This window comes from Pauljensenia sp. C0170B4, from assembly GCF_056590235.1.
In genome coordinates this window covers 357289-380515 of sequence record NZ_JBWPVS010000001.1, presented here as the reverse complement: position 1 = coordinate 380515, position 23227 = coordinate 357289, and the positions used below count along the sequence as shown (strand labels likewise).

Genomic DNA, 23227 nt, shown 5'->3' with positions numbered 1-23227 from the left:
AAGTTTACTCGATTAACCTGAAATGTCCATCGGTCACGCAACAGCGCAAAAACGCCATCGTGAGCATGATGACACAGCGTCTCTTACCATATGTGAGTGCGTGAAAACGTCACGCACTTCGATGGAATGGAAAACGCGTGCTTTTTCGTTTTGTTTGGCGCTATCTGCGTACACGCCTTCTTGAAGTGATCGGCATTATCGTGCTGCAGGTAATCGCAACCATAGCCGCACTGAATCTGCCGAGCCTCAACGCCCGCATCATCGATGAAGGCGTCGCACAAGGTGACACTGACCTGATCTGGAAACTCGGCGCAATCATGATGGGGATCACTCTCGTCCAGGTGGTCACCACTGCGTTCGCTGTCTACTTCGGCGCCCGTACGGCGATGGGTCTGGGCGCCTGGGCACGTCACCGGCTCTTCACTCATGTGCAGTCGTTCTCCGCTCAGAACATGCATGACTTCGGTGCCCCTTCCCTGATCACGCGTTCCACCAACGATGTGCAGCAAATCCAGATGGTCACCCTGATGACCTTCCTTATCATGGTGCAGGCACCCATTAACGGCATCGGTGGAGTCCTGATGGCTGTGCGCCAAAATCAACGCCTCTCACTATTGCTCTTGGTCGTCGTCCCCATCCTCGCGGTCGTTGTCGGCGTCATCATGGCGTTCCTCGCACCGCAGTTCGCCCGCCTGCAAAAACGCATCGACACGATGAACACCGTCCTGCGCGAAGAGCTCACCGGCATCCGCGTCATCCGCGCATTCGTGCGTCAGCCGTTTATCCGCGAGCGCTACGACTCGGTCAACGCGTCTGTACGGTCAGTCTACCTGCGCATCGGTATCCTCTTTTCGATCATGTTCCCCTCGGTGACGCTGATCATTTCGATCTCATCGGTTGCAGTGGTGTGGTTCGGCGGATTCCTGATCGACAGCGGCAACATGCAGATCGGTGCGCTCTTCGCCTTCATCAATTACCTCGGCATGATCTTCATGGCCGTCATGATGGCCGCCATGATGTTCGTGATGGTGCCTCGTGCCGGCGTCGCCGCACACCGTGTCACCGAAGTTCTTGACGCAGCTCCCACAGTCGTCACGCCCGCGGAAGCCCAGTCCCCCTCGAACATGGCGACGCACATTGACGAGGGCGACGCCGCCGCATCCGAGGATTCTCACCACGACACCGCGCCTGACCCGGGCCAATGGGTGTTCAGTCTTGACCACGTCAGCGTGCATTACGACGGGGCACTCTCACCAGTCCTGGATGACATCTCGATCACTCTGAAACCAGGAACGACAACTGCAATCATCGGCTCAACTGCTTCAGGCAAGACCACGCTGGTGAACCTGTTGCCGCGCCTGATGGATCCCACAGGCGGAACTGTCCGGGTCAATGGCGTCGATGCGCGCGACATAGACCTGGCTCAGCTACGCCAGCGCATCGCGATGGTGCCACAGCATGCGTACCTGTTTTCCGGCACCATTGCGCAGACAGTGTCCGGTTTGTTGGACGTGACACGAACCGACAACCTGACAGACGAGCAGCTTTCCAGGGTGGAGCGCGCACTCGAGGGCGCTCAGGCCACGGAGTTCGTCTCCAAGCTTGATGGCGGTGTGAATTATGACGTCGATCCGGGCGGGTCGAACTTCTCCGGCGGTCAGCGCCAGCGCCTGTCGATTGCGCGTGCCCTGTACCGCGATGCCGACCTGTATATCTTTGACGATTCTTTTTCCGCGCTGGACTACGCCACAGATGCGCGCCTGCGGGCAGGTTTATCTGATCACACCGGCAACGCAGCGATCGTGGTGGTCGCCCAACGCGTCGCGTCGATTCGGCACGCCGACACGATCATCGTGCTGGAAGATGGTCACATCGCCGGTCGCGGCACGCATGAGGACCTGATGAAGAGCTGTACGACGTATCAGGAAATTGTTGCCTCACAGCTCAGCGAGGAGGAGGCAGCATGAGCACTGATTCTCAGCCACAGCGCCGGCGCCGCGGCGGGCAGTCCAACCGTCCTCGCGGCAACCGCGGGGTCGCACCTGGAGGCAAGTCGAAGAACTTCTCCGGCTCGTTGAAACGCCTGATCAAGTCACTGCGACCCGATGCATTCATCATTTTCATCACGTTGCTGGCATCTGCAACATCGGTGGTTCTGTCAGTGATTGCACCGAAGATTCTCGGCCGCGGCACAGACATTATCTTTAACGGCGTCATCGGGAAGATGATGGCGGACGCGCCCTCGAAAGAAGCGGCAATCGAGGCGATGCGCGCCTCGGGTCATGATCGTTTCGCTGACATGCTTTCTGCGATGGACGTCGTGCCCGGCCAGGGAATCGACATGAGCCAGTTGGGCAAGGTCCTGCTGACGGTGTGCGCAATCTACGCCGCCTCAGCGTTGGTGGGGCTGGTCGGTGAGATTCTGCTGCGCATTGCCGTTCAGAACGCCGGGTGGCGGATGCGCGATGAGATTCAGCGCAAGATCGAACGGCTGCCGCTGAGCTACCTCGATCAGCATTCGCGCGGTGATCTGATCTCTCGCGTCTCCAACGACGTCGACAACGTCACGCAGGTCATGAACCAGACGCTCTCCCAGTTCTTCCAGTCAGTCCTCACCGTCGTTGGCATTGTCGCCATGATGGTGTCGATGTCGTGGAAGCTCACGTTGTTGGCGATGGTGATCATTCCCTTCGGTGCAGCGATCGCCGTCTACCTGATGAAGAAGGCGCAGCCGCAGTTCGTTGAGCAGTGGAATGCGACCGGCGAGGTTTCCGGCGTCGTGGAGGAAGCGATGACGGGGCACGAGGTCGTTGCGCTGTACGGATTGGAAGAGCGTTTCACCGACGAATTCAACGACGCCAATACGCGGCTGTATCACTCATCGTTCAAGGCGCAGTTCATCTCCAACCTGATGATGCCGTTGATGGGGTTACTGTCCAACGGGTCGTACGTGGTGGTCGCCGTGGGTGGCGGGCTGATGGTCGCCAACGGTGGAATGACGTTAGGCCAGGTTCAGGCCTTCATCCAGTATTCGCGTCAGTTCTCGCAGCCTCTGGGCCAGTTGGCGTCGATGGCGAACTCCCTGCAGTCCGGTATCGCTTCGGCTGAACGCGTCTTTGAGTTCCTCGATGCACCTGAGATGGAGCCGGATAACGGGGCGTCCTCGTTCGCGCTGGCCCATGTGGAGGGCACTGACGAAACGCCAGAAGCTGCCAGCAGCCAGACATCCTGGGACGGTCAGGCAAGCACGGCAGAAAATGAGCACGTGCGCGGGCACATCGTCTTTGACCACGTGCGCTTCGGCTATTCGCCAGATAAGCCCGTTATCAAGGATCTGTCGGTGGAGGTACAGCCTGGCCAAACTGTCGCGATCATCGGGCCAACGGGTGCCGGAAAGACCACGCTGGTGAACCTGCTCATGCGCTTCTACGAGCTGGACTCCGGTGCGATTCGGATCGACGGCGTGGATATTTCGACGATCAACAAGGATGTTCTGCGCTCCCATATGGGGATGGTGCTGCAGGATACATGGCTGTTCGAAGGCACGATTGAGAAGAATATCGCGTTTGGGCGTGAGGGCTCCACACCTGAGGACGTCAGGCAAGCCGCGAAGGAGACGGCGGCGCATCGCCTCATTACGCAACTTCCCAATGGGTATGACACGAAGGTTGCCGACCAGGACGACCAGATTTCGGCCGGTGAGCGCCAGCTTTTGACAATTGCCCGTGCATTCATCGCGCACCCGGACCTGATGATCCTCGATGAGGCAACATCCTCGGTTGATACGCGCACCGAGGCACTGGTACAAAAGGCGATGGATCAAATCAGCCAGGATCGCACCTCGTTTGTCATTGCGCACCGCCTGTCAACGATTCGCGATGCGGACCTCATTTTGGTGATGGAAGACGGCGACGTGGTGGAAACTGGCCGTCACGTGGAACTGTTGGAACGCGGCGGCGCGTATGCCCGCCTCTACCAGGCTCAGTTTGCGGGCCCAGCAGTGACGGACGAGGACGATATCGCATAGGCTCATGAATGGACGCTTGGGCACGTAAGCTGAAGTGGAGCACGTGCCCGAGCATGTTGACAGATCATGAGAGGAGCCAGCCATCATGGCGACCGCATCGGCAGACATTCCACAGATCCCCACGCTTTCCCTGGCCACAGGAGCCACGATTCCTCAGCTGGGTTTTGGAACCTACAAGATCACTGAGCATGTCGTCGAAGCAGTGTCCAACGCGCTTGCCCTGGGGTACCGCCATCTCGACACGGCACAGATGTACCACAACGAGGCCGAAGTCGGACAGGCCTGGGCACAGTCAGGCGTTGCGCGTGAAGAATTGTTCATCACGACCAAGCTGGACAACCCCAACCACGAGCCTGATGTGGCGCGCGCCGCGTTCGCACAGTCACTGAAGGATCTGCGCACCGATTATGTGGACCTGTTCCTGATCCACTGGCCACTGCCCACGCTCTACGGCGGCGACTTTGTCACTACGTGGAAGGTGCTCGAGGAGTTCTACGAGGACGGCCGCGCCCGCGCCATTGGTGTGTCCAACTTTGAGCCACACCACCTGGAGGTACTGCTGGAGCAGTCCAGCGTCGTCCCGATGGTCAACCAGATCGAGTCACACCCCTACCTGCTCAACCAGGAGGTGCATGACTTCGATGACAAGCATTCGATCATCACTGAAGCGTGGTCGCCGCTGGCGCGTGGCCGGGCAGCATCTGATGACCGCCTCAGTGAAATCGCGCGCGAGGTCAGTGAGCAGGCGGAGCGCGACGTGTCAGCTGCTCAGGTGGCTCTTCGCTGGGCTTTGCAGCGCGGCGATGTTATTTTTCCGAAGTCCGTGACACCGGAGCGACAGCGTGCCAACATGATGCTCTTTGATTTCGAGCTCACCGATCAGCAGATGGCTGCGGTGACTGCCCTCGACGAAGGGGAAGAAGGCCGCACGGGTGCTCATCCTGACGTGATGGATCGTCTGTGAGCGCGCCACCCCCCTACGCGCCGGAAAAGTCACGTTCGCACACAGGCCTGTGGATCACGCTGGTAGTGATCGTCGTGCTCGCCGCCGCCCTGGTGGGTGCAGACCGCTACCTGGCGCACCGCGTCGAAAGTGACCTCGCGTCCAGGGTTGAAAGCGCGCCTGGTGCCGTCACTGCCCCTCAGGGAACCACGGACGAGGGGGACGCTGCTGACGGCGAGGATGGTGTTGACGTGTCAGTTGTTGACATCCCGTTCCTCACGCAGGTTCTGGGTGGGGCGATTTCGACGCTGGATGTGCATGTGCCCGGATGGGACGTGGATGTGTCCGGGAGCCAGTTACGGCTGAACGATATCGACATCAGCGTGCACAATGTCGGGACGTCCTCGCCCTACCACGCGCAGTCGGTTGAAGGCACCGGGCGGGTCAATCAGGATTCGTTGCAGCAGGTCCTCGATGACCAGCTGCCTCAGTACATCTCAATGCCCGCTACTGTCAGCGTCACCGATGAAGGCGTGAGCCTCGGCATGGAAATCCTGGGCCAGCAGGTCACGGCGATGGCAACACTGGCGATCGGTGACAACGGTCGATCCTTGGTGATCACGCCCACCACCATTCAGGCCGGAGCGCTCAATCTTCCGCTGGATGACCTGCTGACGGAATTCAATCTGGACGATCTGCGCGTTCCACTGGATCCGCTGCCATCCGGGCTCATGATTTCGTCACTGCAGACCTCGGACAGCGGCCAGATCACCGCAACGCTGACCGGCGCTGATATCGATCTGGAAACGCTCTTCCGATAATTGCAAAACCGCATAAGAAACCACCCGCCTGCCGGACTTATTTCAGATCCCAGCAAGCGGGTGGTTCTGTACCGCGCTAATCGCCGGATCTATGCGGACCCCGACCTAGCAAGGCGTCAGTGCCGCAGCCTTCTGGCCTCAGCACTTCGGCTCCTCGTGCAGAAGCCGACCTCAGTTTTCCTCGGAGTCGCGCGCGTCAGCTTCGATGGTCTGCGCTTCGTCATGAGCACTGTCCTCCACCGCAACAGCGATCTTGCGCGGTTTGGCAGCTTCTGCGACCGGAATGGTCAGCGTCAGAACACCGTCACGGTACGAAGCGGAAATTCCGTCCAGAGCCACTCCGTTGCCCAGTGTCAGCTGACGGGCAAACGCACCGGATGGGCGCTCGTGAGAGAGCCACTGAATATCTTTGACTGTCTCCGCCTTACGCTCAGCGCTGATGGTCAGCGTGCGCTCTTCCACGTCAATGTCAATCGTGGAGGGGTCAACACCGGGCAGATCCATCTTCGCGATGAACTCATCGCCGCTGCGGTACAAATCCAGCGGCATGCCGGGGTTGGCCGGAGCCTCACGCATCACTGAGTTGAAAATACGGTCCATGTCACGCATGGGATCAAAACGAGTCACCATAACAATCTCCTTCACTTGTCCAAGGCTCTCGGCCCCCTCGTGACCGCACCTTGGTGGCTCTTTCCAGAGCCTCTATTCGCTTGATGGTTCTAGTCTGCATCGACGAGGGTGACTCCGCAAGCAAAGTTGAGTCTCTTTCACTCAAGGCTGAAAGTTGACACACCTAGACTCAACTTTCAAAAGTAGCTGCACTTGTCGATGACTCACTGTGACGATCACCGAATTGCAGGCCAATGTCCCCCAACAGAAGTCCCTTCAACTCGCAGGTCTTCATTGTGAGACACCCTCGCAAACAGACGACGCGATCGGTATCGTCGAAGACATGTCCGGATTAAAAGATCTTGATTCAGTTCTTGCATCGCTTGACGCCACCCCACAGGGTGTCTACGTCTTTGCGTCAGTTCACTCCATTCCCGAAGGGCTACAGCCTTTCGCAACAATCCAGGAAGACGAAGGCATCACCGTTGTCGTCGCTGAAGACGATGCGCGCGAGGCTGGCCTGCCGACGGACGAACGCTATGCTCTGATCACGTTGGGCGTGCATTCCGCACTGGATTCAGTGGGCATGACCGCCACCATCACCCAGACGCTCGCATCGCGATCCATCAGCTGCAACGTAATCGCCGGCTACTACCACGACCACCTTTTTGTTCACGTGGATCGAGCAACGGAAGCGGCATCCATCCTCGACAATCTGGCACGTCAGGCACGAGGCTGGCTACCGCCAGCTCAGGCCTAGTACCGCGCGGTGCCGCGCAGATACGGATCTGGCCACGCCATCTCGGAGCGAAGACGCACCGCCCATACGTGCGGCAGCATCGGATCAGTCAGAAGCGGGCGCCCCACTTCGATCATGTCGGCGCGACCGTCCACCAAAACCTGTTCAGCCTGCTCAGCTCCCGTAATAAGGCCCGCGGCTGACACCGGCACATCGGTAATTCCTGCATCATGCAGGCCTGTGCGGACAGCCTCCGCGGCGAACACCTGATATCCCACACCACCGTGGATACGGGCATCCGGCACGTTCCCACCCGTTGACATATTGATCATGTCCACGCCGCGAGCGTCTTCGTGAGCACTGAACTCAGTGCCGGGGCGTGCCAGTTCACGGGCAAGACGTACTGTTTCTTCCAGTGTCCAGCCGTCGCGACCATCCTCGGGGTATTCCTTCGTCCAGTCAGTGCCCGACAGGCGCACGCCCAGGACGGCCTCGTCACCAATACGTGAACGGATTTCCTGTGCAATGCGGCGCAGGAAACGCGTGCGACCCTCGAAGTCACCGCCCCACTTGTCAGTGCGTGTGTTGGAAAATGGTGAGAGAAACTCGTGAATCAGGTAGCCGTGAGCGCCGTGGATCTGCACGCCGTCGAAACCTGCGCGCATGGCCCGCTCTGCCGCGTCACTAAACGCGCGGATCAGGCCGTCAATTTCTTCGCCTGTTAACTCACGAGGCGTCCCCAACCGCTCATTGAACGCCACGGCCGACGGGGCAACGGTTTGCCACTCAAGTTCATGGTCGCGTTGATCCGAGATCGGAAGGTCACGCCCTGCCTGGCGTGCCCAGCGGCGAGAATGCTCCACCGCCCAATCCACCGGATCTGACGCCTTACGTCCGGCGTGGCTGAGTTGGATCAGGGCAGTCGAACCGCCAGCGTGGATCGCATCAGCTATGCGCGCAAAGGCCGGGATTTGCTCGTCCGAATGCAGGCTCAGACAGTACGGGGAGATACGCCCCTCGGGCACGACCCCGGTCGCCTCGACAATGACGGCTGCTGCACCGCCGAGCGCCCTCGCACCATAATGCACCACATGCCAGTCGGTCGGCTGCCCCATTGTGGGGCCTGACGGGAGGGCGGAGTATTGACACATCGGAGGCATCCACACGCGGTGTGCAATGCGGCGCGCTCCCACTTCAATCGGTTCAAACAAACGCACACGAGCCATGCCTCCACCCTACCGATGTTCGGCGTCCTCACGATAGCCCGACAGCAGTGCACCACTGAATTCACTGAGCGCATACATGGAATCGGGGAGCTGCCGCCACGAAGCGGCGTCTGCCTCGTTACCCCTGATGAGAGGGCGAACATACGCCGCAAGAGAACAGGAAATTGCTGTCGAGCCTGTGCCGGGCCCGTCAGATGAGGGCGAGTGCGACTACGCTAGGAGGTATGGCGAAGGAGCAAGAGACCCACGACCGGGCCATTGTGCGGCTAGCTGATGGCACCGTCAAACAGACGAACCTGCTGTCCGGCACTGAAGTGTGGACCGTTCCCGGCCGGGGACACCGCCCTTTATCCGTGCCAGTTGAGACGCCCGAGCAGCTCGACCCAGATCAGCACGGCAAATACTGCGCCTTCTGTGAGCAGCGCTATCTGGAGACTCCACCCGAAAAGGCTCGTCTGATTCGCGACGAGGACGGCAACTGGAAACAGCTCGAAGCACTGCCAGCCGATGAGCTGACGTCGACTGTCGCTGAGTTCCGCCGCATCCCAAACCTCTTCGAAATCGTGTCCTACAACTACTGGCACCTCAACCACGGTCACGTTCCATCTGAAGCTGAGCACCGTCGAATGGCTGAATACCTGGCTTCCTCGACAGGCTATGACCACGTGATGCGGGTTGTGCGCGCGCGGATGATGGCGGGCGGCATGTCCGAGGAGGACTTCGATGCTCTGTCCGATTCAGAAAAGCTCCAACAGGCGAACGGGTTTTTCTCCGGTGGTCACGACGTGATCGTTGCGCGCCGACACTATGTTGATGGCGCGACGGATAATACGCAGCTGGCGGGGTCTGGCACCCTCACCCCGGAGGAGCACTATCAGTACACGGCATTCACTACCCGCGCGATGGCTGACCTGTACGGGTTGGATCCTGCTGTCAAGTATGTGGCGGCGTTCCAGAACTGGCTGAAACCCGCCGGCGCGAGTTTCGATCACCTGCATAAACAGCTGGTCGCAATTGACTCTCACGCGGTTCAGACTGAGGCAGAGCTTTCCCGCCTGCGAGCGCAGCCGGATCTATACGACGACATTTTCTCGGTCGGTGTCACGCGACGCCTGCTGATTGCGCAGAATGAGCACGCCATTGCGCTGGCCGGTTTTGGTCACCGCTACCCCACCATTGCGATCTGGCCGCTGGGCGAGCCGGTCAACCCATGGCACGCCTCCGATGAGCAGGTTCGCGGAGTTTCTGACTTGCTGCATGCTGCGCACGTGGCCACCGGGGTCGACGTGCCATGTAACGAGGAGTGGTATCACCGACCGCCCGGGGTGTCGACGCCGATGCGGTGGAGGATTTTGCTCAAGTGGAGAATCTCCACATTGGCCGGGTTCGAGGGCGGCACTCGCATCTACCTCAACACGATCGACCCGTGGACTGTGCGCGAACGCGTTGTGAAGCGCCTGCTCGAAGAGCGCGGAAAGGGCACGATTGCACCGATGAAGATCGGTGATGAATGTTCGGCTGATCCGAGCCTGCTGCACGGCGAGGGGTGACACTCTGCCCGTGCGGGCCTGTTCGCGCGGCGCGGCCCGACCTTGGGCTTCGAGTGCGCGCAGACCTGCTCTGCCGTTCAACGCCTGACGCGCTATCCAACTCGACACCCCGTGTCCGCATCTGCACCGCGCAAACGGAGCAGTGGACACTTCAGCCTCAAGCGCTGGGCACCTCAGCCTCAAGCGCTGGACACCTCAGCCTCAAACGCTGCGCCGCTCGCGTCTCGCAATTTGGGCATATTCCCCCATTAATCTGAGAATTACCTGAAAACTCTTGAGTATGGATTTGATGCCAGCTACTGTGTGGAGAACGTTATTCCGATCAGGGGTGATCCGGTAATCATCCCACCGAAGGAGATGAAACATCATGGCTTCACGTTCACAGATCGCACGAATCGGAGCTGTTTTGGCCATTGCAGGTGTTGCGGTCGCGGGCTGCTCAGGTGGCGGTGCGTCAGACGGTGGCGACACGTCAGTGCCGGGCCAGTCAGAGGTAACTACGGACACCACGACCCAGAGCTGACCCCGTCGCTCTGCGAGTGATCAGCGACTGAGTTATTCGTAACCCCGGTGCCCCTGCTGTTTTTCGAAGCAGCAGGGGCACCTTCTGTCACTATCACCCCATCTCTCGTATCTCCTCCACCCGCTCACGTCCCCTCCCCCACTCGCGATCCGCAAACTGACCGCACCACGCCATCTGCTCGCCTCGCGCCCCCGTTTCGGTTTTCCCACGCAAGACACTCTCTCAGATCTGTCGGCTCGCTCGCCTCGCGCCCCCATTTTCAGCTCTCCGGCAGGCAGTGCTTCCTGGTATCTGCGTGCCTGCGCGCACGATGCCCTGGATTTACCACTCGCGAGCGCACATTCCTCTAGATCTAACCTCCACGGATGCACATTCCCCTAGATCTAGCCTCCACGGGTGCACATTCCCCTAGATTCTCGCTCCTTTTTGCACAATCCCCTAGATCTAACGCCCGCCCATTTCACCGCGTTTGTGAACATGCAGGTCACCGGGCATTCTCATTTTCGAGGGTGGCCCCGCCCGCTGTTGATCTAGGGGTTCGTGCACACACCACCCTCAGATCTAGGGGAATGTGCACGACAGCCCCTTAAATCTAGGGAATGTGCACGACGGACCCTAAGATCTAGGGGTTCGTGCACCACAGCACTTGAGATCTAGGGGTTTGTGCGCGGCGGAGCCTAGAATCCAGGGCATCGTGCAGCACACAGACGATGATCCGATCACTGCTCCGCCCCGCGCCCGGAACCACAACACAACCAGCCAGGCAAGAACCAACCCGCCGCGACAAGAGCCGACCGGTTGACGACATGACGTATTTCGGGGCGGATCGGCACCGTGGCCAAGCACCGCACCGATATTGCAATGCCGGGAAAGCCGCCAAGCGCTGAAAGCTACAGGGAACCGAAAGCCACCCCGAGCTGAAGCCGTCAGGAATCAAAAGCACCCGCCCATTTTGGTTGGAGGATTGATGAGGCCGACCACTGCTCCTCACTCAGTTCCAACGCGCTATCTACGGGAGCTGCCACCCAACTCAATACGCTGTCGCTTGCCAGCGCGGCCGCCTGGTCACCCGGCCATGCAGCCGGCCAGGCAACAGCGTCAAGCGCCATAATGCGCTGTGCCATTGCGCCTTGCACGAAGTCGATCCACGCCTGCGCCCCGGCACTAGGCAGGGAGCTGGTAGTAGGCAGGGTGCTGGCAGTAGGAACAGTGCCCGCAGTAGCTTGAGTCCCGGCAGTAGGCTGGGAACCCCCAGTAGGCTGGGCACCGGCGGTGGGAACAGAGCCCGCAGTAGCTTGAGCCCCGGTCGGAGCTTCGTCACCCGGCCAGGGCGCGACGAACACGGAGCGCTTCACGCAAGTCCCACCGATCAGCGCGCCATATGACTCGACGCCGGTGTTGACCAGCAGCGGCGCATGCGCCAAGTCAGAGGCGGCGACCACGGAATAGTAGGACGGCGCTGCTGTCGACGAGGCTGCTGGGTTGCTTCGCGACGAGGCTGCTTGGTTGCTTCGCGACGCGCCCGGCTGGTTACCTTGCGATCCGGCCGCCTGGCCGCGCGCGCTTTGAGTGCCCGTAGCACTGTCTCCAGCCGCACTGTTTCCCGCAGCACTGCCTCCGGTCGCGCCTTGAGCGTCCGCGGCCTCACGATCCGCACTCACAGGTGCCCCGTGGTCAAGCGCGCTCCACGAGGCGGTCGCGCCGCTCCCCTTGTCGATTCTCACGCCGCGCTTCGCGGCGTCCTTCCACCAGGTCGGAGCTTCGTCCCCTTTCACGCTCGCCGTTGCCAGCATGAACGCCCTACCGGCAGCAGAGGTCACCGGGTCGGGAACAGTAAACAGCGCGGCATGCGCGTCATCAATCAGCTCATCAAAGGAGGCGGCAGCTTTCCCGCGATTAGCCTCAATAAACAGTCGGTCGACCGCTGCGCACACATCATCACGGCCATAGACCGTTGCATCTTTCAGTCCCAGATCGGCCAGGTCGGCCGGATCCAGTCCCATCAGCACGTCGGGGGTTCCCTCGTCAATAGCGGACAACAGGCTGCCAGCTTCACCGCTGCGGCTGATGGGGAGAATTTCGGCCTTGAAACCGCTGCGTTCGGTGAATTCCTCAAGTAGACGCGGGGGCAGCGAAGCCTTGCTATCTGCTACCACGCCGATGCGCACGGTTCCCGATCCGCGTGTGACGGCAGGGCCTTCGTCAGGTCCAGGGGCACCCTCGGGCCACGACTGGCGCAGCGAATCAGCGGACTGGCTGGTATCGCCTGCTGCGCCCGACATTGACGAGGGGGACGCGCCATCGGCCGACCCGACTGACTGGCTCGACGCGAACGGGTCGGTCACCGCGGTTGGATCGACTGAGGCGGTGCAAGCGCTCAGTGCAAGGGCGACGCTCACGCACGCTGCCGCGCCTAGATACATGGGTCGGCGCGCGGATGGGTGTCGGCGCGCTGTGCTGAAGCGTCCTTGTGGCGCAGTGTTCATCGCGGCAGCCTCCCTTGTCGTTTCTGGTTCCATTGTCGCCTGTGCGCGGGCGGTGGCGGCGCATCCGGAGCGTATTTTGCGAACGCGATATTCTTTTTATCACGCGCCGCGCACGCAAATGGGGCATGATTACATCAGAGCCACGCCGCCACGCGTTGAGCTGGCGCTGCGTTGTTCGCCTTTTTGACAACACGTTGAGGAAACGGAGAACACTATGGATATCGGGTGGAAGATTGCAAGCGCCGGGTCAATGGCTCTGTCGGCAATGGTGGCGAACAAGCTGGTCGAAGGCGGTTGGAAGCTTGTCACCGGCAAGCCGATTCCACGCGAAGACGATGACAATGTCCAGATTGTGCAGCTTCTGGCGTTTGCAGCCCTGTCAGCGGTGTGCGTGTCGTTCATTCAGCGTTACGCCATCAAGGGTGCGAAGAAGTGGTACGGACCTGGTCAGATTGACGACTGATCACCACGACGATGTGTGGGCACGACGAATGGTGAATAATGCGTAGTCCCGCATGGTGATCGGAGTTTTCAGTGAGTGAGTTTCATGAGGGGTCGCCGTGCGTTCACTACGGCACTCCGGTTGTCTCTGGTGTGGCGTGGGCGCCCTCGGCGTGGGCCAGGCGCCCGACGCTGCCTGCGCAGGACGAGGCGGAGCTGACGCCTGATCAGCGGCCAGGCGCAATCGACGCGTACATGACGGCAACTGACGTGGTGGCGCAGCGCCTGTTTGAGCGTGCCGAGCACTCTGAAGGCAGCGCGGCCGAGGTTCTTGCCGTCACCGCGTCAATGGCGACCGACAAATCATGGCGCAAGGAGACGGTCAGGTACATCGAGGCAGGCGTTCCCGCTGTTCAGGCAGTGGTACGTGCTACCGCGAAACTGATTGATTCCTTTGAACGCGCCGGCGGCATTTTGGCCGAACGCACCACTGACCTGCGCGATGTGCGTGACCGCGTCATCGCTGAGCTGCGCGGGGAGCCCGAGCCAGGCATTCCGCGCACTGATCACCCGGTAGTGTTACTGGCTGATGATCTCTCTCCTGCTGATACCGCAGGGCTTGACCCCTCGATGTATTCCGCGATCGTCACAGAGTTCGGCGGCCCGACCTCGCACACGTCGATCATTGCTCGCCAGCTGGGCATCCCGTGCATCGTGGCGGCCCGCACCATTGGGCAAATTGCCGAGGGTGTCCATGTGCTTGTCGATGCGCATACCGGAACAATTACGACGGGCGCCCGCCACTGTGACGCTCATGACGCAGTTGCTCATGAAGCTGAACGCCTGGCGGCGATCCGTGCCTGGCACGGGCCGGGACGCACGCGCGACGATGTGCGTGTTGAACTGTTGGCAAATGTGCAGGACGATGTGACGACGAGGTTGGCGGCACACTCTGGCGATGCGGAAGGTATCGGCCTGTTCCGCACAGAGTTGTACTTCCTCAACACTCAGGTCGAGCCCAGCGTGGACGATCAGGCTGTGCTGTACGGGAAGGTGATGCAGGAGTTCCCTGAGTCAAAGGTTGTGGTGCGCACGTTGGATTCCGGCTCCGATAAGCCTGTTCCATTCGCCCCGCTGCTGGAGGAAGCAAACCCGGCTCTGGGTGTGCGCGGTATCCGCACCACTGGCCACAACCAGGAATTTCTGCCCCGCCAACTCGACGCGATTAGATTGGCAGCTTCTTCTGTTGGGCATGAGCATGTGCGCGTGATGGCACCGATGATTTCCACAGTTGCGGAAACCCAGTGGTTTGCCGGCCTTGTCCATGATCGCGGCCTGAAAGCCGGCATCATGGTGGAGGTTCCCTCCGTTGCCATCATGATTGACAAGTTTGCGCCACTGGTAGATTTCGTGTCGATCGGGACGAATGATCTGACGCAGTATGTGATGGCTGCTGACAGAATGTCGCCCCACCTGGCCGAGTACACCGACCCGTGGCAGCCGTCGGTGCTGCGCCTCATTGCCCACACTGCGAAGGTGTGCCGCGAGACCGGCACAGATGTATGCGTGTGTGGTGAGGCTGCTGCTGACCCCTTGCTTGCATGTGTCTTGGTCGGCATGGGTGTGCAGTCTCTGTCGATGGCATGCCCGGCTATCCCACCGGTGGGTGCTCGTCTGGCGTCAGTGACACTCGAGCAGTGCCAGGCAGCTTCTGTAGCCATCCGTGAGGCAACCAGCCCAGGAGAGGCGCGTCATTTTGCCCGTACCCAACTACCCCCGCTCGCATCATCTCCTGAGCGCGCCCAGGAGATGAACTCGTCGGCCGAGTAGACGGGCTTACCCCACTTTGCGGCGTTCCTGGCTTTGCCGGACATACTGGTCACGTCCGCAGCGATCAGAACGTCACATCGCGTCTTTGACACATTGGGCGCGACAGCCAGGCCACAGGTGTGTGCGAGGTTTTCCATCTGCTCGCGCGACCAGACCTCACCGTCACAAACAGCCGTGCCGGTGAAGCACACGCGCATGGGCATGGCCGCATCACCGCTGTGTTCCTCAATGAACCGCGCCCACGTGGTCTGCTCGCCCCGAGTGCGGTAGCTGATCGCCACTGCGTACCGCCTGCAAAAATCGTCAATGAGCTGCGCGGCGCTGTCACCAAGCGTAAGCCCAGCGACGCGTTCTTCGATCAGTGCGGCCACTTTCACCGGATCCCCGTAGGGCACGATTTGTCGAAGCGATCGCGGCAGGAGCCATGCGGCTCGAGGCTCGTCGACCGGCGTGTATGCCGGTGCACGTTCGGGCAGGTTCGCACCTGCTGCATGTGCTGCGTCGCGCAGCTTTTCGGCTCGTGTGAGCGCGCTTGCTGCGCTTTGGGGCACCTGAACCGTGAGCACTGATTCGAGGGGTGCGACGATGCCGGTACGTTTGAGCTCATCATCCCAGATTCGCAACATGTCGTCGTGTGCCTGTGCGACGAGGGTGTGGCCGGAAATGCGTTCTTCAACGGCTGGCCATATATCAGCCAGGCGCGGCGCTACCTGCAGGTCAGCGGCACGAATGTCATAGGTCGCTGCGGCATCTCCGATGTCACGCGTCGGATTGATCAGTGAGGTGAGTGGGGCACCCTCGTCAAATGTGAAGGCGATTTCGAGGGGGCGTATGAATCCGTCGCCGTGACCGCAGGTGAGCGCGCCGCAGTATGCACGACGGCCAGTGGGCAGGCCGGTTGTGTCTGCCAGGAATGCGCGGATGCGGTGATCGATTTTCACGTCGCGCGGGTAGATGGGGCGTGTCAGCACGAGGCCGTCGAGGCTGCGGCACCGTGACAGCGCTACGTAGAGTTGGCCGGCGGCGAATGTGCCTCCCGACAGGTCGATGACGGCACGGTCGAGGGTTTGGCCCTGAGATTTGTGGATCGTGATGGCCCACGCCAGTTTGAACGGCATCTGCGTGAAGGAGCCGACGATGCTGTGGCGCAGGACTCCACGTTCAACTGTGGGTTGGGTGATCTCCCATGCGTGTGGTTCAACGCTGACTGTAGACCCGTCGCGCAGTTCAACGAGCACTTCAATGTCGTCATCGACACTGCATTCGATCGAGTCAGTCGCGGCGGTCGCGGCGGTGGGGTCGAAAGTGGGAACGCGGCCGGGCACCGTAGGGGCAGTATCGGACACGGTACCTGCAGCGATGGGGTCGGACGCGGCCTGGTCGATCCCGTCGCTTCCTCCGATCCCTTCGATCCCGACGATGCGCCCGAGCGAGCCGTTCACCCACCTGTCAGCCGGGTCGTTGGTCAGCATCATGACCTGGGCGCCAACTTTGAATGACAGCACGGGGTCGGTCGGCGGCTCGAACTTGTCGAGGTTGCCTGATTGCGCTCCGTGGCACTGGATGAGTGGTGTCGGCAAATCGTCAAGGTGTCGCCGGTTGCGCGCACCGACGATCCGGTTTGTCGTGGCGAGCGTGAGCCAAAACTCGTCCTCTGGTGGCGTGAAATCGTGGTTGACCTTGCTGTTCAGGACGCTGGTGATCGAGCGTGTCATGCGCCCCGACCTGATCGCGTTGAGCATCTGCGTCATCTGAGAATCACCGAGCTGGCGAAAAACCTTCGTCAGGTTGACGGTCGGGAACCGCTCGGCACTGTACGCACTGGCAGAGAAGAAATACGGGGTGCCAAAAGCGGACGCGAAGTAGTCTTCTTCTCCCGTGTTGACCACGGGCGGCAGCTGGTAGAGGTCTCCGACCAGGACCAGTTGGACTCCTCCAAGAGGCTCCCCAGGGTGTGGCCCGTATTTTTCGAGGGCGAGGCACACCTTGTCTAACAGGTCGGCTCGCACCATCGACGCTTCATCAATGATGAGTGTGTCGATTGAGGCCAGCGTGCGCGAGAACCGCGAAGGCTTATACGTGCCGTTTCGCACGTCGTCGATCGTGGTATGCGGGGTGAATGAGAACAGGCGGTGCAGGGTGTAGCCGTCGACGTTGAGCGCTGCCACTCCGGTGGGCGCGGCGACCACGACTTTACGCTCAGTTGAGGCCATGAAGTAGCGGATCAGGGTGGATTTGCCCGTGCCGGCGTTGCCGGTCAGGAACAGGGACCTGCCGGCTTCCAACATGTCGAGTGCCCGACGGAATTCGTCGGTGATCTCGATGGGTGGGGTGCTCACAGGGTCATGGTCTCACAGCCCACCGGCATCTGCGGACTGCGAGTGTACGGCAAGGTCGCGGCCATCGAACAGCGGCAACAGCGCGGCGAGATCTGTTCGCTGGCCGGATGCCTGGATCAGGCCGGCGGCGTCCCCCTCGTCCCACGACAGGTCGCCGGTTGCGAGGCGCAGCCACGTGGGCATCGACATTTCGACAACGGCAGGTGGGGTACCTCGGCGGTGAGTGGTACCTTTCAGAATCTGGACGGCTCCGGCAGGAGGGACGCGCACTTCGACCGCGCGACCGGGGTGACGCTGTTCGAGCTCCTCCAGACAGAAACGCACTGCCGTCATCTGCTGACGGCGCGGGGTGTCATCGCCCTGTCCGCACCACGTGCGCAGCGCGTCCATGCCGGCATCGAAGTCGATTTTTCGTCGAGGCGTCATGGCGACCATTCTAGGCGCTGATATACAGCTCGGGCCGTGTCATCAGGTATGCGCTGAAGTATGCGAGCTGTGAGCGCAGGTTTTTTTGTGCCATCGCTGCGCCGTAGGGCGATTCTCTGGCTCCGGCAATGATGGTGGGCTTGTTCCCCAGGGGTTTGATCCGTAGAGTCGCGACATCCAGTCGAGGGCGTTCCTGAGAGCTCCGGGAATGGATCGGTTGTACTCCGGGGTCACGATCAGTACGGCGCCTGCTCTCTCAACATAGGACTTTCTACCTAGACTGCGCTAAAATGAACCTGCACAGCGAGTTTCACAGTTGAGACGCAGGGGGCATGAAAGCAACGATGCATACCTGATTGCACCGTCGCCTCGTCGCTGAGCTGAGAACAACCAGAAAGGTATCAACATGGACGGAACAATGCGCGCCCAGCGCTTCTACGCCGACAGCAAGACCATGAAGGTTGAAGACATCCCGATCCCCTCTCCCGGACCAGGCGAGGTCCTCATTAAAGTTGCCTACTGCGGCATCTGCCACTCTGACCTGTCACTGATCGACGGGAACTTTCCACCACAAGTTGACGTGGTGACGCAGGGCCATGAATGCTCGGGTGAAATCGCAGAGCTGGGCGAAGGTGTCACCGGGTGGGAAGTAGGCGACAAGGTTATTCCCGTGTCCGGCAGGTCGTGCGGCGAGTGCCGTGAATGTCGCCGCGGCAACGAGGGAGCCTGCCAGAATCTTGAGCTGATGGCATTCGCCTATGACGGCGCCTGGGCGCAGTACGCCATCACTCCTGCTGCTGGCCTCACGCGAGTTCCCGAGGGCGTCCCGATGGATCAGGCAGCGATTCTGGCTGACGCTGTTGCTACACCTTTTAGCGCGGTCAAGCGCACAGGGCGGGTGTCGATCGGCAATGCGGTTGCGGTGTGGGGCCTGGGCGGCGTGGGAACGCATATCGTTCAGCTCGCCAAGCTCGCCGGCGCTATCCCGGTCATCGGGATTGACATTAACGACGCGGTCTTGGAACGTGCGAAGGAGTTGGGTGCTGACTATACGTTCCGGTCAGATGATCCGGACTTGATGGAGAAGATTACGGAAGCGACGGGCGGGCGAAAAATCGATGTCGCGTTCGACGCCGTTGGTTTGCAGTCCACGTTCAAGCAGGCCATTGCCTCGTTGGATTTCAATGGGCGAGCTGTCCTCGTTGGCCTGTCAGGTCAGGAAATTGACGCTGGCCCCATCTTGTCTTTCGGTTTGCAGCGCAAGCAGGCGTTCGGCCACCTGGGCTACAAACCTGTCGACATTTACCTGTTGGCAGAGCTGTTGAAGGACGGGCGTCTTGACCTGTCGCAATCGATCTCTGGTGTGGTCCCATTGTCTGAGATCGAACGCGGTATTGAAATGATGGAATCGAAGGAGGGCAACCCGATTCGAATCCTCGTCGATCCGTGGAAATAGTTCCGCCTCGAACGGGGGAGGCGACGCTGACACTTGGCGGCCATTTTTCGAGATCTGGGCAGGAGATGCGCCAGATCCTTTGGAGCAGCCTCGCCTAGCGAGAGTCCCGCATAAGTTGTGCCCGTCGGTTTTGCTTTCGCGATACCGACGGGCACACCCTCACCCTGATAGGTCCGCTCCCCTGCCTCAGCCCGGGAGCAGACCTACAGTGTTACTTCACATCACTGCGCTTGCGGCGCGTTGTCAACGCAACATCTCCCAGCAAGAACACTCCAGCAAGAACATCCGTGTTGAGCGTGTACACGTGGCTTCCGCGAGACCTAGGCACGTCGGTTTTGCACACGAAATTTATTAAAACTGGCCTGAGCTGCATGAAGATTCACAGAGGTGCTAACCTGCGGTGTGCCCGACCGACGCCACAGGGAAAAAACCGCCGTACTGCAATAAGATGACCCTGATGCAAGAAACACACTTGTCGGCCAGAACATGCCAGGAACTGCGATCTCACATCGACCAGCATCTGAAGCCCGGTGACCGTCTTCCCTCGGAAAAAGACCTCGCCACACTGCTGTCGGTGTCGCGTACCACTGTGCGCGCAGCCCTCGAACAGCTCTGGCTTGAAGGCAAGGTGGAACGCCGCTGGGGTGCCGGTACATTCGTGCGCAAATCCGCAGAGCTCCCCCAACATATTGACCAGGTCTTCGTCGACGTCCAGCCGATCGACACAGTGTTCGGCACATTCGTCCAGCGTGGCCACCAAGTTTCCTACCTGGAAACCGCATGCGAAAAAACCACGCCACCACCAGTCGTACGTCAACTGCTGCCACCGGCCACCGACGGGAAATGCTGGCGCATCACGCGCGTCATCGGTGTGGATGGGGCTCCCGCAATGCTGGTCTACGATCACATTCCGCTCAGCATTGACGGCGTTGACCTGGATCCGAGCCCGCTGATCGAGTCAGTGACCACGCTGACCAAACTCACCGACGAATGGGGGATCCGCATCGAACGCAACGACGCGACCGTGGAAGCCATATGCGCTCCACTGGCAGTTGCCGAAACGCTCGGCATCAAACTGCGCACTCCCATCCTGCGATCCACTCAAACCGCCGAAGTGCGCGACGGCCTGGCCGTTGCCGTCACGCTGATCTATCAGAACCCGACAGTGATGAGCGCACGCGTCGTCCGCGCGCAGCGATCCAACTGACGCCCGAAGATTCGATCAACACACGGCGACGCCCTCGCCAATTCTCCAAAAAGAGTTATTGACGAGGGCGCCCGACCGCCGCGAACCGGCGACCTAGAAACGCGAACGCAGCGCGCTTTCCTGCATGTCGCGAAGCTCGGTGATGTCAGCCATCCAGCCGTTGCCGTTGCCTGAATCAGTCAGTACGTCACCGCCGGTGATCGCCACCATGTCGCCACCGGTCGTACCGATGCGCGCCGCCTGCACGCCCTCAGCCTCTGCAGCTGCGTACACCGCCGGCAGGGATTCTTCGGCCACAGCCACCATCGCTCGGCCCTGCGACTCAGACAGCAACATGACGAAGTCATCCACGCCAGCAATGCCGGCTGCCTGCGCGATGTCGAAACTGCCGCCGATGCCGAAACGAAGCGCCGAATCCACCAGCGACTGGATCAGACCACCATTCGACAGGTCGTGAGCCGCATGAATCAGCGGCTTCCCGTCAGGGCCGTCAGCGGCGGACAGAGCTGCCAGAACCCGTCCCAGCGCCATCTCCACTTCCAGATCAACCTTCGGGGGCAGGCCACCGAGGTGGTCATGCACGATGCGTGCCCACGCCGACCCGTCCAGCTCATCACGGGTGGAGCCGAGCAGCACCACAGCCAGCCCTTCAGCGGTCCAGCCAGACGGATTCGCACGACGCACGTCATCCATCACACCCAGCATGCCGACCACCGGGGTGGGGTTGATCGAGGAATCAAACTGACCTTTTTCCGTTCCCGAGGAGTTGTACAGGGAGACGTTTCCACCGGTCACCGGCACACCCATCTCCACGCAGCCGTCAGCCAGGCCTTCCATCGCGGTGACCAGCTGCCACATCGCGTCCGTATCCTCCGGATTACCGAAGTTCAGGCAGTTCGTGATTGCCACGGGGCGAGCACCCACCGTCGCGACATTGCGGTAGGCTTCCGCGAGCGCCTGGCGGGCACCCTCGTACGGGTCAAGTTTGGTGAACCAGCCGTTCGCATCGGTCGCCAGCGCCACGCCCGCACCGGTTTCTTCATCGACGCGCACCACGCCGGCATCATCGGGCTGTGCGAGCGCCGTGTTGCCCTGCACGTAACGGTCGTATTGATCTGTCACCCACGCTTTCGACCCCTGGTTGACGTCCGACAGCACGGTGCGCAGCGCCTCATCCAGCTCGGCGGCGGTTTCGGGGCGGGCAAGACCTGCTGCTTCCACAGTGTTGTCCTGCAGCTCGTCCTGCCATGCGGGACGCGCGTACGGGCGGTCGTACACCGGGCCTTCATTTGCCACGGTCTTGGGATCCACATCCACGATGCGCTGGCCGAAGTGGTCGATCGTCAGGCGGCCATCACCGGTGACCGTGCCGATCACGGCGGCTTCCACGTCCCACTTGTCGATGATTTCGAAGAAGCGCTCACGATCTTCAGGGGTCGCGATCGCCATCATGCGTTCCTGCGATTCGGACATGAGGATTTCACCGGCCGTCAGGGTCGGATCGCGCAGCAGCACGTTCTCAAGATCCACGTGCATACCGGAATCGCCGTTGGCCGCCAGTTCCGAGGTGGCGCACGAGATTCCCGCCGCGCCCAGGTCCTGAATGGCCTGCACCACGCCTGCGTCGAACAGCTCGAGGCAGCATTCGATCAGCACTTTTTCCATGAAGGGGTCACCGACCTGCACCGAGGGACGCTTGGTGGGCATGCCGTCGTCGAAGGTTTCCGACGCCAGAATCGAGGCGCCGCCGATGCCGTCGCCACCGGTGCGTGCACCGAACAGCACCACCAGGTTGCCTTCACCGGACGCGTTCGCCAGGTGGATATCGTCGTGACGCAGCACGCCCAGGCACAGGGCGTTGACCAGCGGGTTGCCCTGGTAGGACGGGTCGAACTCGGTTTCGCCGCCGATGTTCGGCAGGCCCAGGCAGTTGCCGTATCCGCCAACACCGGCCACCACGCCGTGCACGACACGGGCGGTGTCCGGGTGGTCGAGTGCGCCGAAACGCAGCTGGTCCATCACGGCAACCGGGCGTGCACCCATCGACATGATGTCGCGGACGATGCCGCCCACACCCGTAGCAGCACCTTGGTAGGGTTCCACGAATGAGGGGTGGTTGTGTGATTCGACTTTGAATGTCACAGCCCAGCCGTTGCCGACGTCGACGACGCCGGCGTTCTGTCCCATGCCAACCAGCAGGTGTTCGCGCATGTCGTCAGTGGTTTTCTTGCCGAACTGTTCGCCCAGGTGTTTCTTCGAGGACTTGTATGAGCAGTGCTCGGACCACATCACCGAGTACATGGCCAGTTCCGCGTTGGTGGGGCGGCGTCCCAGGATCTCGCAGATGCGCTGGTATTCGTCGTCTTTCAGGCCGAGTTCACGGTAGGGCATCGCTGTGTCGGGCGTGCGCGCGGCGTCCTCAACGGTGTCGGGGGTTTCGACCGGGATAGGCGCGCCTGCCGCGCCGCGGTCAGCGTCATGTGTGGGGGTCATGTCAAGCTCCAGATTCTCAGTTGTCCACAGGCTGCGTCCACATGCTTGTGGACGGTGGCACCGTCGTGCCTGTTTCCCTGTGGATCAAATTGTGTATGGGTTGTGGATAGC

Annotated in this window: 17 protein-coding genes and 1 pseudogene; 11 read left to right on the top strand and 7 right to left on the bottom strand. The window is 60.8% G+C overall.

Annotation, left to right across the window (positions count from 1 at the left end; genetic code table 11):
• Positions 1–137: 137 nt before the first annotated feature.
• The 4 genes from AC1EJ1_RS01705 (at position 138) to AC1EJ1_RS01690 (ending at position 5791) form a co-directional block, all read left to right on the top strand.
• Positions 138–1967: an ABC transporter ATP-binding protein gene (locus AC1EJ1_RS01705; protein ID WP_285014921.1), complete on the top strand. Its 1830-nt coding sequence runs from the start codon at positions 138–140 to the stop codon at positions 1965–1967.
• Entirely contained in the window at positions 1964–4027 is a 2064-nt protein-coding gene (locus AC1EJ1_RS01700; protein ID WP_285014924.1) for an ABC transporter ATP-binding protein, read from the top strand. The genes AC1EJ1_RS01705 and AC1EJ1_RS01700 overlap by 4 nt, the downstream gene beginning before the upstream one ends.
• 85 nt (positions 4028–4112) lie before the next feature.
• Positions 4113–4991, top strand: coding sequence for an aldo/keto reductase (locus AC1EJ1_RS01695; RefSeq protein ID WP_285014927.1), 879 nt, complete (start codon positions 4113–4115; stop codon positions 4989–4991).
• Positions 4988–5791 carry an LmeA family phospholipid-binding protein gene (locus tag AC1EJ1_RS01690; protein WP_285014929.1) on the top strand — a complete coding sequence of 268 codons (804 nt, stop codon included), beginning with the start codon at positions 4988–4990 and terminating at the stop codon, positions 5789–5791. The genes AC1EJ1_RS01695 and AC1EJ1_RS01690 overlap by 4 nt, the downstream gene beginning before the upstream one ends.
• Positions 5792–5962: 171 nt before the next feature.
• On the opposite strand, the gene AC1EJ1_RS01685 is transcribed toward AC1EJ1_RS01690, so the two are convergent.
• Complete coding sequence (locus AC1EJ1_RS01685) at positions 5963–6421, bottom strand: Hsp20/alpha crystallin family protein (protein ID WP_285014932.1); 459 nt, start codon at positions 6419–6421, stop codon at positions 5963–5965.
• A 208-nt stretch (positions 6422–6629) separates the two neighbouring features.
• Between AC1EJ1_RS01685 and AC1EJ1_RS01680 the strand changes: the two genes are divergently transcribed.
• Entirely contained in the window at positions 6630–7160 is a 531-nt protein-coding gene (locus AC1EJ1_RS01680; RefSeq protein WP_285014935.1) for an ACT domain-containing protein, read from the top strand.
• Here AC1EJ1_RS01680 and AC1EJ1_RS01675 read toward each other — a convergent pair.
• Positions 7157–8365, bottom strand: a complete 1209-nt coding sequence (locus AC1EJ1_RS01675; protein ID WP_285014936.1) for an oxidoreductase — start codon at positions 8363–8365, stop codon at positions 7157–7159. The two genes, AC1EJ1_RS01680 and AC1EJ1_RS01675, sit on opposite strands and share 4 nt — an antisense overlap.
• A gap of 224 nt (positions 8366–8589) precedes the next feature.
• On the opposite strand from AC1EJ1_RS01675, the gene AC1EJ1_RS01670 reads away from it, so the two are divergent.
• A complete protein-coding gene (locus AC1EJ1_RS01670) occupies positions 8590–9915 on the top strand; it encodes a DUF4921 family protein (protein WP_070727727.1) in 1326 nt (441 codons plus the stop codon).
• Between the two features lie 367 nt (positions 9916–10282).
• A complete protein-coding gene (locus AC1EJ1_RS01665; protein WP_480295246.1) occupies positions 10283–10438 on the top strand; it encodes a hypothetical protein in 156 nt (51 codons plus the stop codon).
• Positions 10439–11364: 926 nt separating this feature from the next.
• Here the strand turns inward: AC1EJ1_RS01665 and AC1EJ1_RS01660 are convergent.
• Positions 11365–12924 (bottom strand): type 2 periplasmic-binding domain-containing protein, encoded by a 1560-nt coding sequence (locus AC1EJ1_RS01660; RefSeq protein WP_480295245.1) that lies wholly within the window; start codon positions 12922–12924, stop codon positions 11365–11367.
• Between the two features lie 214 nt (positions 12925–13138).
• Between AC1EJ1_RS01660 and AC1EJ1_RS01655 the strand changes: the two genes are divergently transcribed.
• Together AC1EJ1_RS01655 and AC1EJ1_RS01650 are read left to right on the top strand one after the other, a co-directional pair.
• Entirely contained in the window at positions 13139–13387 is a 249-nt protein-coding gene (locus AC1EJ1_RS01655) for a DUF4235 domain-containing protein (RefSeq protein WP_058237309.1), read from the top strand.
• A 71-nt stretch (positions 13388–13458) separates the two neighbouring features.
• A complete protein-coding gene (locus tag AC1EJ1_RS01650; RefSeq protein ID WP_480295244.1) occupies positions 13459–15195 on the top strand; it encodes a phosphoenolpyruvate--protein phosphotransferase in 1737 nt (578 codons plus the stop codon).
• Here the strand turns inward: AC1EJ1_RS01650 and AC1EJ1_RS01645 are convergent.
• The 3 genes and pseudogenes from AC1EJ1_RS01645 to AC1EJ1_RS01635 form a co-directional block, all read right to left on the bottom strand.
• The gene (locus AC1EJ1_RS01645; RefSeq protein ID WP_480295243.1) at positions 15117–17534 is read right to left on the bottom strand and encodes an AAA family ATPase; all 2418 of its coding nucleotides are present in this window, start codon (positions 17532–17534) and stop codon (positions 15117–15119) included. The genes AC1EJ1_RS01650 and AC1EJ1_RS01645 overlap by 79 nt on opposite strands.
• Positions 17535–17546: 12 nt before the next feature.
• Positions 17547–17960: a sterol carrier family protein gene (locus AC1EJ1_RS01640; protein WP_480293880.1), complete on the bottom strand. Its 414-nt coding sequence runs from the start codon at positions 17958–17960 to the stop codon at positions 17547–17549.
• Between the two features lie 42 nt (positions 17961–18002).
• A pseudogene (locus AC1EJ1_RS01635) lies at positions 18003–18209 on the bottom strand (NAD(P)H-dependent oxidoreductase); the annotation flags it as partial.
• 157 nt (positions 18210–18366) lie between these two features.
• On the opposite strand from AC1EJ1_RS01635, the gene AC1EJ1_RS01630 reads away from it, so the two are divergent.
• Together AC1EJ1_RS01630 and AC1EJ1_RS01625 are read left to right on the top strand one after the other, a co-directional pair.
• Entirely contained in the window at positions 18367–19416 is a 1050-nt protein-coding gene (locus tag AC1EJ1_RS01630) for a zinc-binding dehydrogenase (RefSeq protein ID WP_480295242.1), read from the top strand.
• A gap of 457 nt (positions 19417–19873) precedes the next feature.
• Positions 19874–20623 carry a GntR family transcriptional regulator gene (locus AC1EJ1_RS01625; RefSeq protein ID WP_480295241.1) on the top strand — a complete coding sequence of 250 codons (750 nt, stop codon included), beginning with the start codon at positions 19874–19876 and terminating at the stop codon, positions 20621–20623.
• A gap of 93 nt (positions 20624–20716) precedes the next feature.
• On the opposite strand, the gene purL is transcribed toward AC1EJ1_RS01625, so the two are convergent.
• Positions 20717–23116 (bottom strand): phosphoribosylformylglycinamidine synthase subunit PurL, encoded by a 2400-nt coding sequence (purL, locus tag AC1EJ1_RS01620; protein WP_480295240.1) that lies wholly within the window; start codon positions 23114–23116, stop codon positions 20717–20719.
• Between the last annotated feature and the right edge of the window lie 111 nt (positions 23117–23227).

Excerpts from the sequence above, each read along its gene's own strand:
- AC1EJ1_RS01700 (WP_285014924.1), top strand. The coding sequence starts at position 1,964 with ATGAGCACTGATTCTCAGCCACAGCGCCGGCGCCGCGGCGGGCAGTCC.
- AC1EJ1_RS01695 (WP_285014927.1), top strand. The coding sequence starts at position 4,113 with ATGGCGACCGCATCGGCAGACATTCCACAGATCCCCACGCTTTCCCTG.
- AC1EJ1_RS01685 (WP_285014932.1), bottom strand. The coding sequence starts at position 6,421 with ATGGTGACTCGTTTTGATCCCATGCGTGACATGGACCGTATTTTCAAC.
- AC1EJ1_RS01675 (WP_285014936.1), bottom strand. The coding sequence starts at position 8,365 with ATGGCTCGTGTGCGTTTGTTTGAACCGATTGAAGTGGGAGCGCGCCGC.
- AC1EJ1_RS01670 (WP_070727727.1), top strand. The coding sequence starts at position 8,590 with ATGGCGAAGGAGCAAGAGACCCACGACCGGGCCATTGTGCGGCTAGCT.
- AC1EJ1_RS01665 (WP_480295246.1), top strand. The coding sequence starts at position 10,283 with ATGGCTTCACGTTCACAGATCGCACGAATCGGAGCTGTTTTGGCCATT.
- AC1EJ1_RS01660 (WP_480295245.1), bottom strand. The coding sequence starts at position 12,924 with ATGAACACTGCGCCACAAGGACGCTTCAGCACAGCGCGCCGACACCCA.
- AC1EJ1_RS01655 (WP_058237309.1), top strand. The coding sequence starts at position 13,139 with ATGGATATCGGGTGGAAGATTGCAAGCGCCGGGTCAATGGCTCTGTCG.
- AC1EJ1_RS01640 (WP_480293880.1), bottom strand. The coding sequence starts at position 17,960 with ATGACGCCTCGACGAAAAATCGACTTCGATGCCGGCATGGACGCGCTG.
- AC1EJ1_RS01630 (WP_480295242.1), top strand. The coding sequence starts at position 18,367 with ATGGACGGAACAATGCGCGCCCAGCGCTTCTACGCCGACAGCAAGACC.
- AC1EJ1_RS01625 (WP_480295241.1), top strand. The coding sequence starts at position 19,874 with ATGCAAGAAACACACTTGTCGGCCAGAACATGCCAGGAACTGCGATCT.
- purL (WP_480295240.1), bottom strand. The coding sequence starts at position 23,116 with ATGACCCCCACACATGACGCTGACCGCGGCGCGGCAGGCGCGCCTATC.